This is a genomic window from Arthrobacter sp. TJ-270, from assembly GCF_058269075.1.
Window position 1 is genome coordinate 20,141 of record NZ_JBZCNB010000009.1, and the last position, 14,510, is coordinate 34,650.

Consider the following 14,510-nt stretch of genomic DNA (forward strand, 5'->3'; position numbering starts at 1 on the left):
GGACATGTCTATCGAACTCACGGATAAGGCGCCGGTCGACGGCGCGGAGACCATCCTCACCCCGGAGGCGCTCCAGTTCATCGAGAAGCTGCACCAGGAGTTCCTGACAACGCGGAACGAGCGGCTGACCGCCCGCGCGGAACGCCGGGAGGAAGTGGCGAAGACCGGCAGGCTGGACTTCCTTCCGGAGACTGCCGAAATTCGCAAGGGCAACTGGACCGTCGCGGCAGCACCCCCGCAGCTTCAGGACCGCCGCGTGGAGATGACCGGCCCGGCATCCCCGGTCAAGATGGCCATCAATGCCCTCAACTCGGGCGCCAAGGTGTGGCTTGCGGACCTCGAGGATGCAAGTTCGCCCACTTGGTACAACGTCGTTGATTCCCAGGTGAACCTGTACCGGGCGGCCCGCGGATCGCTGAGCTACACCTCGCCCGAGGGCAAGGAGTATGCGCTGCGGACGGACGCGCCGCTCGCCGTCGTCGTTGCCCGCCCACGCGGCTGGCACCTCCCCGAGAAGAACATCACGATCGACGGTAAACCGGCCATCGGTGCGCTGGTGGACTTCGGGCTGCACTTCTTCCACAACGCCAGGCACCTCCTCGAGACCGGCAGCGGCCCCTACTACTACCTGCCCAAGCTGGAGAGCCACCTCGAGGCGCGCCTGTGGAATGACCTCTTCGTGTTCGCACAGGACTACGTCGGGGTCCCGCAGGGCTCAATCCGCGCGACCGTGCTGATCGAGACCATACCGGCGGCGTTCGAGATGGACGAGATCCTCTACGAACTGCGCGACCATGCCTCCGGGCTGAACGCCGGCCGCTGGGACTACCTCTTCAGCATCATCAAATACTTCCGCGACGGCGGTGAATCCTTCATCCTGCCTGACCGCGCGTCGGTTGCCATGACGGCTCCGTTCATGCGGGCGTACACCGAACTTCTGGTGAAGACCTGCCACCGTCGCGGCGCGTTCGCCATGGGCGGCATGGCCGCGTTCATCCCCAACCGCCGCGAACCCGAAGTCACGGCCCAGGCCGTCGAGAAGGTCCGCGCCGACAAGACCCGCGAGGCAAACGACGGCTTCGACGGCTCCTGGGTTGCCCACCCCGACCTCGTGCCGGTGTGTCGTGAGGTCTTCGATGCCGTGCTGGGCGATAAGCCGAACCAGATTGACCGCCAACGACCCGAGGTCGAGGTCACTGCAGAGCAACTCCTCGATGTGGAATCCGCCGACGGCGACGTCACCGAGGTGGGCCTGCGCGCCAACCTGTATGTCGCCGTCGCCTATGTTGCGGTGTGGCTCTCCGGCAACGGCGCAGTCGCCATCCACAACCTGATGGAAGATGCAGCAACGGCAGAAATCTCCCGCTCCCAGGTCTGGCAGCAGATCCGGAACAAGGTGGTGCTGGCCGACACCGGCAATACGGTCACCCCCGAACTCGTGAACTCGATCCTCGCGGAGGAAACCGAGAGGCTTCACGGCGAAGTCGGCGACGAAGCGTTCACCAGGTTCTACGAGCCGGCAAGCCGCCTCATCGCAGACATCTGCGTCTCCGAGGACTACACGGATTTCCTCACCCTCCCCGCCTATGAGTTGGTGAGCTGAGTGGAGTTCGCTCTCGGTTTCGACGACTATGCCGCGATCGACTCTAAACTCACGGACACCGATCGCCTCCTGCGCTTCAACTATCCCGGCGACAGCGGCGCGCGGCAGCCCGTGCATACGGTGTATGTTCCGGCCGACCGCTATCAGCCTTCGCTCCCGGTCGACTGGGGGCGTGAGGCGATCGCCGCCGTCGAACGCGCCGGCGGCATGGGCGCGCTGTGCAGCACTTTGAACGTGAACGACGACGTCGGCACGCTGGTGAGCGCGAAGCTCACCGCCGAGCCGATCGAGGACCTGCGGCTCGACTTCGAGGACGGGTACGGCGACCGGCCCGACGACGAAGAGGACGCCGACGCTGCCCGCGCAGCCATCGCTGTTGCACGGGCTGTGCGCGACGGGATCGCGCCGCCGTTCATCGGCATCCGCTTCAAATGCTTCGAGGAGCCGACCCGCCGTCGTGCGCTGCGGACGCTGGATCTCTTTGTGGGCGGACTGCTCGCTGAAGGTCCGCTTCCCGAGGGCCTGGTGCTGACACTGCCGAAGGTGTCGACGGTGGCACAGGTCGAGGCCATGGTGTTCGCATGCGAGCGACTCGAAGCCGTGCATGGCCTTCCGTCAGGAAGGCTCCGGTTCGAGGTGCAGATGGAAACGCCGCAGCTGATCCTGGCTGCCGACGGCACCGTGCCTGTTGCACAACTGCTTCACCGCGCGCAGGGCCGGGTATCCGCCCTGCACTACGGCACGTACGACTACAGCGATTCGCTGCAGATTGCCGCCGCCTACCAGTCGATGGAGCACCCTGCGGCCGACTATGCCAAGCAGGTCATGCAGGTGGCGGTCGCGGGCACCGGTGTCCGGCTGTCGGATGGGTCGACCAACATCCTGCCCGTCGGCACCGACGCCGAGGTGTCTGCGGCATGGGCACTGCACGCCCGGCTGGTGCGGCGCTCGCTGGAACGCGGCTACTACCAGGGGTGGGACCTGCACCCTGCGCAGCTGCCCAGCCGGTTCATCGCCACGTACGCGTTCTACCGGGAGGGCCTTCCGGCAGCGGCCACGCGGCTTCGGAACTACGTGCACCGGATCGAGAGCGCGATCCTCGATGAGCCGGCAACCGCCCGGGCCCTTGCCCGCTTCGTCCACCGCGGCGTGCTCTGCGGCGCCGTCACCGAGGCCGAAGTGAACGATCTGTCCGGCATATCCCTTCCCGACCTGGAAGCCCTCGCGCATCCGCGGAAACTTCCTGAAACAGCTGAGAACATCTAAGGACTAACGTTGAGCAACTACTACGCACCCGAATCCGTACTGCCTCCGCAGACGGACCTGCTGACCGGACGCGCCGTCGTCACCGAGGCCTACACCGTGATTCCCCGTGGGGTCCTTCGCGACATCGTGGTGAGCGAACTCCCTGAATGGACGGGAACCCGCACCTGGATCCTGAACCGCCCGGTGGCCGGCGGCGCGACGACGTTCGCCCAGTACCTCGTGGAGGTATCGCAGGGCGGCGGATCCACTGACCCCGAACCCGAGGCCGGAGTCGAGTCCTTCGTGTTCCTCCTCGAGGGCACGCTCACCGTCAAACTCGACGGCGAACTCCACGACCTCACGCCGGGCGGCTTCGCGTTCGTCCCGCCGGGTGCCGACTGGGAGGTGTCCAATTCCGCGCCGGAGCCCGCGAAGTTCCAGTGGATCCGCAAGGCCTACCAGCCGCTCGCCGGGCACACCCCGAAAGCGCGTGTGGGCAACGAGCAGGACATCGAGCCCGGCGCGATGCCCGGCACGGAGAACAAGTGGCGCACCACCCGCATGCTGCCGACCGATGACATGGCCTACGACATGCACATCAACGTGGTCACCTTCGAACCCGGCGCTGTCATTCCCTTCGCAGAGACCCACGTCATGGAGCATGGCCTCTACGTGCTGGAAGGCAAGGCCGTGTACCGGCTCAACCAGGACTGGGTGGAGGTCCAGGAGGGCGACTACATGTCACTTCGGGCCTTTTGCCCCCAGGCCTGCTACGCGGGCGGGCCGTCCAATTTCCGGTACCTGCTGTACAAGGACGTGAACCGGCAGATCAAGCTCACCTGACCAGGGGCTTTCGCGTCCAGGGCCAGGTGATCAGTGCCCAAAGGGTGAGGGCGACGGCAACTTCAACGGCCAGGTACCAGGGCCAATCTCCCATCAGGTCCAGCACTGAGGCATCGGGAGGCTTGGCGTTGAGAAAACCGTAGTTCGTCCCGGCGATCGCGTTGAACCCGAACACCAGCACAGCCCACACAAGGGTGGCCGTCACAACCGTGGCGTAACCGCGCCAGTTCGGCCGCATTCCGAGACCCCAGGTGAGATATACGGTTGCCCAGAACACCAAAGCGTGCTGGACCCAGTAGTCGATGAAGTAGATATCCGGAAAACCGGGTCTGACAGCAGGAGTGATCATCGCCTGCGGGATCAGGGTAAGCCCCCAGTAGTAAGTCATCGAGAAAGCCCATTTCCGCCGGGTCCACAGGGCGTAGACAGTCACCATCCAGGCGAGGTCCGAAATGTGCAGCGGCAACGAGGAATCAATGTCCCATTGGGAAGGTTGGAGCCGGAAGACCAGCATCGTCAACGCGTACGCCAGGAGCACCGAGGCGAACGCACGTGAGAAGGTACGGCTGCCGGGGCTGCACCGGTATCGACGCCCGAGGATCACCAGCAGTGCCGAACCGACGGTGACTACAACCAGGAGGCCCCAGTGCGTGATTCCGTACGGGGTGAATACCCGGACCGCCCAAGGCAAATCCATGGTGACAGCCTAAGGTTAAGCCGGCTGGTAGGCGGGGTAGTCCGTGTAGCCCTCGGCGCCGCTGGTGTAGAAGGTTGCCATGTCCGGTTCGTTGACCGGCAGGTCTTCCTTCCAGCGACGCACCAGGTCGGGATTGGCGATGGCCGGACGGCCGACGACGACGGCGTCGGCCAGGTCGTTCTCGACCAGTGCGATCGCCTCATCCCGCGTGGTCATGATGCCGAACCCTGTGTTCAGCAGGAACGCGCCGTCGAACTGTTCGCGCAGTTCCCGGACGAGCTCACCGGCGGGCTCCTTATGCAGCACGCTGAGATACGCCAGGCCCAGCGGTGAAATAGCCTGCGTCAGCAGTGAGTAGGTGCGGCGGAGATCCTCATGGTCGAGTTCGGTTGCGCCCTGGACGTTGTGTTCCGGAGAGATGCGGATGCCCACGCGCTCTGCGCCGACTGCTTCGGCGACTGCCTTCACTACCTCGACAACGAACCTCACCCGGTTCTCAGGCGAGCCGCCGTACTCATCATCGCGCTGGTTGGCAGCGGGGGAGAGGAATTCGTGGAGAAGGTAACCGTTGGCGGAGTGCATCTCGACGCCGTCGAACCCGGCCTTGATGGCGTTGAGTGAGCCCTGGACGAACTCCTGAATGACGCCCTGAATCTCCGCGGGCGTCAACGCATGCGGCACCGGGTAGGGCTGCTTGCCCTTGTAGGTGCGGGTCAGGCCATCGATAGCGATGGGGCTTGGGCCGACGACGGTACGGCCGCCATTGGTGTCCCCGTGGGTGACGCGACCCGCGTGCATGACCTGAGCGAAGATGCGGCCGCCTTCAGCATGAACGGCGTCAGTGACCCGTGACCAGCCTTCAAGCTGTTCCTCGGTCACCAGTCCCGGCTGGCCAGGAAAGCCCTGGCCGGCGTGGCTGGGATACGTCCCCTCGCTGACGATCAGCCCAAGGGATGCGCGCTGACGGTAGTGCTCGACCACGATGGGCCCGGGAACACCGTCCTCGCCGGAACGGCAGCGGGTAAGCGGCGCCATGACGAGGCGGTTGGGCAGTTTCAGCTCGCCAAGGGTGATCGGGGAGAACAGCATGCGGGAGGTCCTTTCACGAAAGCATTCATAGGATGAAGCACCGTTGCGGGAGAAGCTATTCCGGGTGGGACGTGGATCACATGCGAAGGCTAGTGCGCCGTAGGCTGGAAGACGCATTGGACAGCGGGCTGAGTGGATGGTCGGCGGTAACCAGCAGGAGGAAGTTCTATGTGGTCCAGTCTGGCGGTGAGCCCAGCGGAAGCTCTGTATGTCGTGCTCTCGGCGGTGGGAATCTACTGCACGTTCCTGATCTTGATCAGATTGCTGGGACAACGCACCATGGCGACCATGTCAAGCTTCGACCTGGCTGCGGTCATTGCGATGGGAGCGGTGGCGGGCAGGGCAATCCTCGGTTACACCCCGACCCTTGCTGCCGGCGCCCTTGGGATTGCAACGCTATTCACCCTGCAGGCAGCTGCTGGGCAGCTGCGCAGAACCCGTCTGGGTGCGTCCGCGGTGAGCAATAGTCCGATTTTGCTCATGGCAGGCCAGGAGATTCTTCACGAGAACCTGGTGCGTGCCCACATTGTCGAGGAGGACCTGTACGCAAAGCTGCGGTTGGCCGGGATCCGGGATACCTCGGAAGTGGCTTGCGTGATACTTGAATCTACGGGCGCGGTCAGCGTGCTGCGGCGTGGAGAACTGATAGACCCTGAGCTTCTGACCGCCGTACGGGATGCCGACCGGCTGCCGGCTGTGCTGCTCAAGCCTGGACCTCTGGAGCGCTGACCGGCTTAAGAACTCAGCCGTGCGCGGCCAGAATCGAGCGGGCTTCCTGGCGGGTGCTGCCGGAACTTTCGATGTGCGCGAGTTCGGCGGGGATGGCCCGGCCCTTTTTGCGCATCGCGGTGGCCCACAGTCGGCCCGCGCGGTAGGAAGAGCGCACCAGCGGGCCGGACATGACACCCAGGAAGCCGATCTCGTCCGCCTCCTGTTGAATGTCCACGAACTCCTGCGGCTTGACCCAGCGGTCGACGGGAAGATGGCGTTCGCTCGGACGCAGGTACTGGGTGATGGTGATCAGGTCGCAGCCTGCCTCGTGGAGATCGCGGAGTGCCTGCGAAATCTCCTCCCTCGTCTCTCCCATGCCCAGAATCAGATTGGACTTCGTGACCATGCCGAGGTTCCGCCCCTGGGTGAGAACGTCCAGTGACCGCTCGTACCGGAAGGCGGGACGGATTCGCTTGAAAATCCGCGGCACCGTCTCCACGTTGTGCGCGAAGACTTCGGGCCTGCAGTCACAGATCGCCTCGATGTGCTCCGGTTTACCTGAGAAGTCCGGGATCAGGAGTTCGACGCCGGTGCCTGGGTTCAGCTCGTGGATCTTGCGGACGGTCTCGGCGTATAGCCAGACCCCCTCGTCCTCGAGATCGTCGCGGGCCACACCGGTGACGGTGGCGTAGCGTAGTTGCATGGCCTTGACCGAGCGCGCCACCTTGGTGGGCTCGAACCTGTCCACGGGGGAGGGCTTGCCGGTATCGATCTGACAGAAGTCGCAGCGCCGGGTGCATTCAGACCCGCCGATGAGGAACGTGGCTTCCTTGTCCTCCCAGCACTCGAAGATGTTGGGACAGCCGGCCTCCTCACAGACAGTATGGAGACCCTCCTTCTTCACGAGGTTCTTGAGCTGGACGTATTCCGGCCCTATCTGGACTTTCGCTTTGATCCATTCAGGTTTGCGTTCCACCGGTACTGCTGAGTTGCGCTGTTCAACGCGGAGCAGCTTGCGGCCTTCTGGTGCCAGTGTCATGGGTTCTCTTCCTTCAGCATTCGACGACGTTGACGGCGAGGCCGCCCAGAGCCGTTTCCTTGTATTTGGAGCTCATGTCCTTGCCGGTCTCGCGCATGGTCACGATCACCTCGTCCAGTGATACCCGGTGCGTACCGTCACCCCAGAGGGCCATTTTGGCCGCGTTGATTGCCTTGGCAGCAGCGATCGCGTTGCGTTCGATGCAGGGGACCTGCACCAGTCCGCCGATCGGATCACAGGTCAGGCCCAGGTTGTGTTCCATGGCGATCTCCGCGGCGTTTTCCACCTGCTCCGGGGTCCCGCCCATCACCTCGGCGAGGCCGGCCGCTGCCATGGACGACGCCGAGCCCACCTCACCCTGGCAGCCCACCTCGGCTCCGGATATGGAAGCCTGCTCCTTGTAGAGCACCCCGACGGCGCCGGCAGTCAGCAGGAACTTCACCACGACGTCGTCGCGGTCCTCCTGCGTGGGGTTTTCCATACCGGGCGCGAAGTGCAGCGCGTAGTACAGCACGGCAGGGATGATGCCGGCGGCCCCGTTGGTGGGAGCGGTGACCACTCTGCCGCCGGATGCGTTTTCCTCATTGACGGCCAAGGCCACCAGGTTGACCCATTCCTGCCAATACTTTGGGTCTCGGTCCTTGTCCTCCTTCAGAAGCCGCTCATGCCAGTCCGGAGCACGACGGCGGACCTTCAGCCCGCCGGGCAGCAAGCCTTCGCGCTTGAGGCTACTTTCCACACAACTCTCCATGACCGAGTAGATGTGCAGCAGGCCGGCGCGAATGTCCTCCTCCGACCGGGAAACCTCTTCGTTGATCAGCATGACCTCACTGATGTTGAGTGAGGCCAGTCTGCAATGCTCCAGCAACCCGGCGGCGGTACGGAAGGGGCGCGGGAGCTCCTGCTTCGTCTCCTCCAACTCCTGTCGGGCGCTGGCCTCCTCGCCTTCGCGGAGGATGAAGCCGCCGCCGACGGAGTAGAACGTTTCCGCGGCAAGGGCGGTGCCCTCGCCGTCGTACACAGTGAACGTCATACCGTTCGTGTGCCGCGGAAGCACGGTGAGCGGACGCAGCACCATGTCCTTGACCCCGTATGGCAGGCAAACGGCGCCGCCCAGTTGCAGCGTCCCGGTCTCCGAGATGACTGCCAGGCGCTCTTCAACCTCATCAGGCAGGATGACCTCGGGATGGTAACCCTCCAGGCCGAGCAGGATCGCTGTCATGGTGCCGTGACCGTGGCCGGTCGCCGCGAGTGAACCGTAGAGGTCCACACGCAGCCACTTGACGTGAACCAGCTTGCCGCTGGCCTTGAGTTCCTCCACGAACACCGCAGCAGCCCGCATGGGGCCCACCGTGTGTGAGCTTGAGGGTCCTATCCCGATGGAAAAGAGGTCGAATACTCCAACAGCCATGGTCGTTCCTTACTTGGGTAGGATCCGCTCTCAGGCGAGGTTTGAGACGCGAGGGTAAAGCGGGTGCGCATTCGCGAGTGCCTCCACCCGGGCACGCAAGCCCGACAGGTCCGCGCCGGCGTCGGCAACTAATGCTTCGGCGATGATGTCAGCGACCTCCGCGAAAGCTGCTCCGCCAAAGCCACGGGTAGCCAGTGCCGGAGTGCCGATGCGCAGCCCGGAGGTAACCATCGGCGGACGCGGGTCAAAGGGCACGGCATTGCGGTTCACCGTGATGTCTATTTCCGCGAGCCGGTCCTCTGCCTGCTGCCCATTCAGTTCACAGTTGCGCAGGTCGACCAGGACCAGGTGCACGTCGGTTCCGCCAGAGATGACGTTGATTCCCTTGGAAGTGACGTCGGGCTGGACCAGGCGGTCGGCGAGGATGCGGGCCCCGGCCAGGACTCGCTCCTGACGTTCCCTGAACTCCGGCGAGGCGGCGATCTTGAAGGCAACCGCCTTGCCTGCGATGACATGTTCCAGCGGTCCGCCCTGCTGGCCGGGGAACACCGCCGAGTTGATCTTCTTGGCGATGGCGGCGTCGTTGCTCAGGATGATGCCCCCGCGCGGACCGGCCAGGGTCTTGTGCGTGGTGGAGGTGGTGACATGCGCGTGCGGCACCGGGGAGGGGTGCAGCCCTGCGGCCACGAGACCGGCGAAGTGCGCCATGTCGACCATGAGGTACGCGCCCACGGAGTCGGCGATACGGCGGAACTCGGCGAAGTCCAGTTGACGGGCGTATGCAGACCAGCCGGCCACGATCAGCTGCGGCTTGTGCTCCTGTGCCAGGCGCTCCACCTCGGCCATGTCGATCCGGTGGTCGTCTTCGCGGACCTGATACGGAATGACGTTGTACAGCTTGCCGGAGAAGTTGATCCGCATGCCGTGCGTCAGATGCCCGCCGTGGGCCAGGTTCAGGCCCATGATGGTGTCCCCAGGCTTGATCAGCGCGTGCATCACCGAAGCGTTGGCCTGTGCGCCGGAGTGCGGCTGTACGTTGGCGTACTCCGCGCCGAAGAGGGCTTTCAGACGGTCGATGGCCAGCTGCTCGATGACGTCCACGTGTTCACAACCGCCGTAATACCGCTTGCCGGGGTAGCCTTCGGCGTACTTGTTGGTCAGCACGGAGCCCTGCGCCTGCATCACGGCCGCGGCCGTGTGGTTCTCGGAGGCGATCATCTCGAGGCCGGTGCGTTGGCGGTTCAGCTCGTCATCGATCTTGGCGGCGATTTCCGGATCCAGGTCGGACAGTTGTGCGTTGAGCGACGGTGAGACAACCTGCTCGAAAGCCGCAGTGGCGGCGGCGGGGTTCACAGTTCGCCGCCGTTTGCTGCCGCGTACTCTTCGGCAGACATCAGGGGGCCTTCTTCGGCCACGGTTACCTTGAAGAGCCAGCCTGCACCGTACGGATCGCTGTTGATCAGCTCCGGATTCACAACCACATCTGCGTTGGTTTCGATGACCTCGCCCGTAACGGGGGCATACAGGTCCGATACGGACTTGGTGGACTCCACCTCACCGCAGGTTTCGCCGGCCGTGACGGTGTCCCCGACCTCAGGGAGATCGACGTACACGATGTCGCCGAGGGCATCGGTGGCCACGGCGGTGATGCCGATCGTAACTGGGCCGGATCCGTCCCCGGCAACCCACTCGTGCTCCGCGGAGTACTTCAGTTCAGCAATAACCTTGCTCATATTTTTCCTTTACGTTTGGAGTTCGTTTGAATGCAGCCGGAGCTATTTTTGGCGCTTGTAGAACGGCAGCGACACAACTTCGAAGGGTTCGGCCTTGCCGCGCAGGTCGATGTCCAGGGCAGTGCCCGCTTCGGCATGCTCGACGTCGACATACGCCATGGCGATCGGATATCCAAGGGTGGGGGAGGGCTGCCCTGAGGTCACTTCGCCGACAACGTTGCCGTCCTTGAGGACGGGGTAGTGGCTACGGCCGGCTCGGCGGCCCAGGCCCTTGAGGCCCACGAGCTTGCGGCCGGTGGTGGAGCCGGCACCGGCCGCCTTGAGCTCGGCCAACGCGGTCTTGCCGATGAAGTCCGATTCCTTGGCCAGCGAGATGACCGGGCCGAGGCCTGCGGCGTAGGGGTTGCCCTCACGGGAAAGCTCGTTGCCGTAGAGCGGCATGCCCGCCTCGAGGCGCAGTGAGTCCCTGCATGCAAGACCGGCAGGAATAAGGCCCTCGTCAGCGCCGGTTTCCAAAAGCGCTTCCCACAGGGCCGGAGCATCGACGTTGGAAACGTAAATCTCAAAGCCGTCCTCACCGGTGTATCCGGTGCGGGCAAGGAGAAGCTGCTGAACAGTGCCGTTGACCGTGATCCCCACTTCAACAGCGGCGTAGTACTTGAGCTCCGTGACGAGGTGGTGCTGCTCGGCCGGGACCAGCGTCAGCAGGATGGCCTCGGTGTTGGGACCCTGGACGGCGATCAGGGATGTTTCGGCTGAGACATCGTTGACGATCACGTCGAAACGGGCCGACCTTTCGGCCAGTGCCGTCGCGACCACTGCGGCGTTGCCGGCGTTCGGCACCACAAGGTACTTCTCCTCGCCGCGGCGGTAGGAGATGAGGTCATCGATGATGCCGCCGTCTTCCTGGCAGATCAGTGAGTACTTGGCTTTGCCCACGGGCACCGTCGACAACTTGCCGGCCAGCGCGTAGTCAAGGAAGGCGCCGGCGTCCGGGCCGCTCACCCAGACTTCGCCCATGTGGGACAGGTCAAACAGGCCGGCAGCCTTGCGCACGGCGTGGTGCTCGGACAGTTCGGAGCTGTACTTCAGAGGCATCTGCCAGCCACCGAAATCGGTGAAGGAGGCGCCGGCCACCTTGTGCTGGTCATAGAGCGATGTGTAGTTCTCAGTCATCGTGGAATCCTTAGTTCTCAAAAGCTGTGAGCGGAGGGCAGGAGCAGACGAGGTTGCGGTCACCCGCGGCGCCGTCAACGCGGCCAACGGGCGGGAAGTACTTGTCCCGGGTCAAGGAGGAGACGGGGAACGCTGCCTGCTCACGCGGGTATGAGCGTGCCCAGTCGGAGGAGACGACGGCGGCAGCCGTGTGCGGTGCGTTGCGCAACGGCGAGTCCTCGACGGAGAAGTCACCGTCGGCCACCTGCTCCATTTCTTGCCGGATGACGATCATGGCTTCGATGAAACGGTCGATCTCCGCCACATCCTCGGACTCGGTGGGTTCCACCATCAGCGTTCCTGCCACAGGGAAGGACAGCGTGGGGGCATGGAACCCGAAGTCGATCAGGCGCTTGGCGACGTCCTCGGCCGTGACTCCCGTGCGCGCCGTGAGTTCGCGCAGGTCCAGAATGCATTCGTGCGCCACGAGTCCGCTTTCACCCGTGTAGAGCACGGGGAAGTACTCACCCAGCCGCGAGGCGACGTAGTTCGCCGCCACCAGGGCCGATTTGGTGGCCTCGGTCAGACCTGCACCGCCCATGAGCTTTACGTATGCCCAGGAGATCGGCAGCACTCCAGCGGAGCCGAAGCGCGACGCCGAGATCGGAACGCCGGCCGTGTTGGTACCTCCGCGGTTGGCGTCACCCGGCATGAACGGTGCCAGGTGGGCCTTTGCAGCCACGGGTCCGACGCCCGGTCCACCGCCGCCGTGCGGGATACAGAATGTCTTGTGCAGGTTCAGGTGGGAGACGTCGCCGCCGAACTTGCCCGGCTGTGCCAGCCCAACGAGGGCGTTCAGGTTGGCGCCGTCGACGTAGACCTGCCCGCCCGCGGCGTGCACGGCGTCGCAAACCTCGCGCACATCCGCGTCGTAGACGCCGTGCGTGGACGGGTAGGTGATCATGATTGCCGAGAGTGCATCCCTGTTGGTCTCGATCTTGGCGTCCAGGTCCGCGTGGTCGATGGTGCCGTCCGCAGCCGTGGCCACGACGACAACCTTCATGCCGGCCAGGACGGCGGAGGCCGCGTTGGTGCCGTGAGCGGAGGCCGGGATCAGACAGACGTTGCGCTGGGCTTCCCCGCGGGAGGAATGGTAGCCGCGGATGGCCAGCAACCCGGCGAGCTCGCCCTGGGAGCCGGCGTTGGGCTGGATGGAGACCTGGTCATAGCCGGTGATTTCGGCGAGGTCGGTTTCCAGCCCCGAAATCAGTTCACGCCAGCCTTCAGTGTGGGAGTCCGGCGCGAACGGGTGGATTGAGGCAAATTCCGGCCAGGAGATGGCTTCCATCTCGGCGGTGGCGTTGAGCTTCATGGTGCAGGAGCCCAACGGGATCATGGTGCGGTCCAGTGCCAGGTCCCGGTCGGAGAGCCTGCGGATGTAGCGCAGCAGCTGGGTCTCCGAGCGGTGCGTGTTGAACACCGGATGCTGCAGGTATTCGGAGGTGCGCAGCACCGTGCCGGGCAGTTCGAACCCCTGGGGTTCCTTCACCGGACCGGCACCGAAGGCGGCGGACACGGCGGAGAGGCTTTCCGGCGTCGTCGTTTCATCGACTGAGATGCCGACGGTGTCGGCGTCGATGAAGCGGAGGTTTATCCCGCGTGCTTCGGCCGCGGAGATGACCTTGGAGGCATCGCCCGGTGCGCGGACGGTGAGGGTGTCGAAGAAGGAACCGCTTATCAGCTCCCAGCCGGCAGCCCTGAGCGTGGTCGCCAGTGCCCGGGCGTTGTTATGGACGGTCTCCGCGATGGCCTTGAGCCCATCAGGGCCGTGGTAGACGGCGTAGAACGAGGAGACGATGGCCAGCAGGGCCTGCGCGGTGCAGATATTGGACGTGGCCTTTTCGCGGCGGATGTGCTGCTCGCGGGTCTGCAGGGCCAGGCGGTAGGCGGGGACCCCGGCGTTGTCCTTGGAAACGCCGACGATGCGTCCCGGAAGCGTACGCTCCATGCCCTCGCGCACCGCCATGTACGCGGCATGCGGCCCGCCGAAGAACAGGGGGACGCCCAGGCGCTGGCTGGAGCCGACGGCGATGTCCGCGCCCTGCTCGCCCGGAGGGGTGATCAGGGTGAGGGCCAGAAGGTCCGCGGCTACGGTCACCAGCGCGCCGCGGTCTTTCGCCTCGGCAATGACGGCGGACTGGTCCCACACGCGGCCGGAGACGCCCGGCTGCTGGAGGACGACGCCGTTGATGTCGCCGTCGGGCAGTCCTTCCGAGAGGTCAGCTACCTCGACCTCGAAACCCAGAGCTTCCGCGCGGCCCAGCACGACGGCGATGGTCTGCGGCAGGGAGTCGGCGTCGAGGACGGTCTTGCCATCACGTGCGGTCTTGTTCTTGTTCGCGCGCCGCATCAGCAGCACGGCCTCGACGACAGCGGTGGCTTCATCGAGGAGGGAGGCGTTCGCAACCGGAAGTGCGGTGAGGTCCTGAACCATCGTCTGGAAGTTCAGCAACGCCTCAAGCCGGCCCTGGGAAATTTCCGGCTGGTACGGCGTGTAGGCCGTGTACCAGGCGGGGGCTTCAAGGACGTTTCGGCGGATGACCGGAGGAGTGACCGTGTCGTAGTAGCCCTGGCCGATCATCTGGACGGCGGTTTTGTTCTTGGCGGCCAGGCTGCGCAGCGCTGTAAGCACCTCGACTTCGCTGAGGGCGCTGTCCAAGCTGAGGGGTTTGTCCTGCCGGATGGAATCGGGGACGGCGCTGTCGACGAGGCCATCGAGGCTGTCGTAGCCGACGGCCTTGAGCATGGTGTCGATGTCGGCCTTGCGGCGGGAACCGATATGGCGGTCTGCGAAGGTTGAACGGGATGAGTGGATCGTCACGAGGAACTCCATCATTCAGGTGATGCGTTTGCACCACGATGATCTGGGTTCCTCCCCGCTCTGTATTGGACCTGAGAGTTTCCGCGTTGCCTGTTGTTGCCAG

Annotated in this window: 12 protein-coding genes; 4 read left to right on the top strand and 8 right to left on the bottom strand. The window is 64.5% G+C overall.

Annotated elements, in window-relative coordinates; translation table 11 throughout:
• Window positions 1-4: 4 nt before the first annotated feature.
• The 3 genes from aceB to AC4D2M_RS14765 are packed head-to-tail and all read left to right on the top strand — an operon-like array spanning window position 5 to window position 3,691.
• Window positions 5-1,603, top strand: a complete 1,599-nt coding sequence (gene aceB / locus AC4D2M_RS14755; protein WP_490892648.1) for a malate synthase A — start codon at window positions 5-7, stop codon at window positions 1,601-1,603.
• Complete coding sequence (locus tag AC4D2M_RS14760; RefSeq protein ID WP_490892649.1) at window positions 1,604-2,869, top strand: DUF6986 family protein; 1,266 nt, start codon at window positions 1,604-1,606, stop codon at window positions 2,867-2,869.
• A 9-nt stretch (window positions 2,870-2,878) separates the two neighbouring features.
• Entirely contained in the window at window positions 2,879-3,691 is an 813-nt protein-coding gene (locus tag AC4D2M_RS14765) for a bifunctional allantoicase/(S)-ureidoglycine aminohydrolase (protein ID WP_490892650.1), read from the top strand.
• Here AC4D2M_RS14765 and AC4D2M_RS14770 read toward each other — a convergent pair.
• Both AC4D2M_RS14770 and AC4D2M_RS14775 read right to left on the bottom strand, forming a co-directional pair.
• Window positions 3,684-4,388: a YwaF family protein gene (locus AC4D2M_RS14770; protein ID WP_490892651.1), complete on the bottom strand. Its 705-nt coding sequence runs from the start codon at window positions 4,386-4,388 to the stop codon at window positions 3,684-3,686. The genes AC4D2M_RS14765 and AC4D2M_RS14770 overlap by 8 nt on opposite strands.
• Before the next feature lie 15 nt (window positions 4,389-4,403).
• The gene (locus AC4D2M_RS14775) at window positions 4,404-5,477 is read right to left on the bottom strand and encodes an alkene reductase (protein ID WP_490892652.1); all 1,074 of its coding nucleotides are present in this window, start codon (window positions 5,475-5,477) and stop codon (window positions 4,404-4,406) included.
• Window positions 5,478-5,663: 186 nt separating this feature from the next.
• Here AC4D2M_RS14775 and AC4D2M_RS14780 point away from each other — a divergent pair, with 186 nt between their 5' ends.
• The gene (locus AC4D2M_RS14780) at window positions 5,664-6,206 is read left to right on the top strand and encodes a DUF421 domain-containing protein (protein WP_490892653.1); all 543 of its coding nucleotides are present in this window, start codon (window positions 5,664-5,666) and stop codon (window positions 6,204-6,206) included.
• 13 nt (window positions 6,207-6,219) lie between these two features.
• On the opposite strand, the gene lipA is transcribed toward AC4D2M_RS14780, so the two are convergent.
• From lipA to gcvP, 6 genes are read right to left on the bottom strand one after another with little or no spacing between them, the layout of a single operon-like run.
• Window positions 6,220-7,227, bottom strand: coding sequence for a lipoyl synthase (lipA, locus tag AC4D2M_RS14785; RefSeq protein ID WP_490892654.1), 1,008 nt, complete (start codon window positions 7,225-7,227; stop codon window positions 6,220-6,222).
• Window positions 7,228-7,240: 13 nt separating this feature from the next.
• Entirely contained in the window at window positions 7,241-8,638 is a 1,398-nt protein-coding gene (locus tag AC4D2M_RS14790) for an L-serine ammonia-lyase (RefSeq protein WP_490892655.1), read from the bottom strand.
• 30 nt (window positions 8,639-8,668) lie between these two features.
• A complete protein-coding gene (gene glyA, locus AC4D2M_RS14795) occupies window positions 8,669-9,991 on the bottom strand; it encodes a serine hydroxymethyltransferase (protein ID WP_490892656.1) in 1,323 nt (440 codons plus the stop codon).
• Window positions 9,988-10,371, bottom strand: a complete 384-nt coding sequence (gene gcvH, locus AC4D2M_RS14800; protein WP_490892657.1) for a glycine cleavage system protein GcvH — start codon at window positions 10,369-10,371, stop codon at window positions 9,988-9,990. The genes glyA and gcvH overlap by 4 nt, the downstream gene beginning before the upstream one ends.
• Before the next feature lie 42 nt (window positions 10,372-10,413).
• Window positions 10,414-11,547: a glycine cleavage system aminomethyltransferase GcvT gene (gene gcvT, locus AC4D2M_RS14805; protein ID WP_490892658.1), complete on the bottom strand. Its 1,134-nt coding sequence runs from the start codon at window positions 11,545-11,547 to the stop codon at window positions 10,414-10,416.
• Window positions 11,548-11,557: 10 nt separating this feature from the next.
• Complete coding sequence (gene gcvP, locus AC4D2M_RS14810) at window positions 11,558-14,419, bottom strand: aminomethyl-transferring glycine dehydrogenase (RefSeq protein ID WP_490892777.1); 2,862 nt, start codon at window positions 14,417-14,419, stop codon at window positions 11,558-11,560.
• Between the last annotated feature and the right edge of the window lie 91 nt (window positions 14,420-14,510).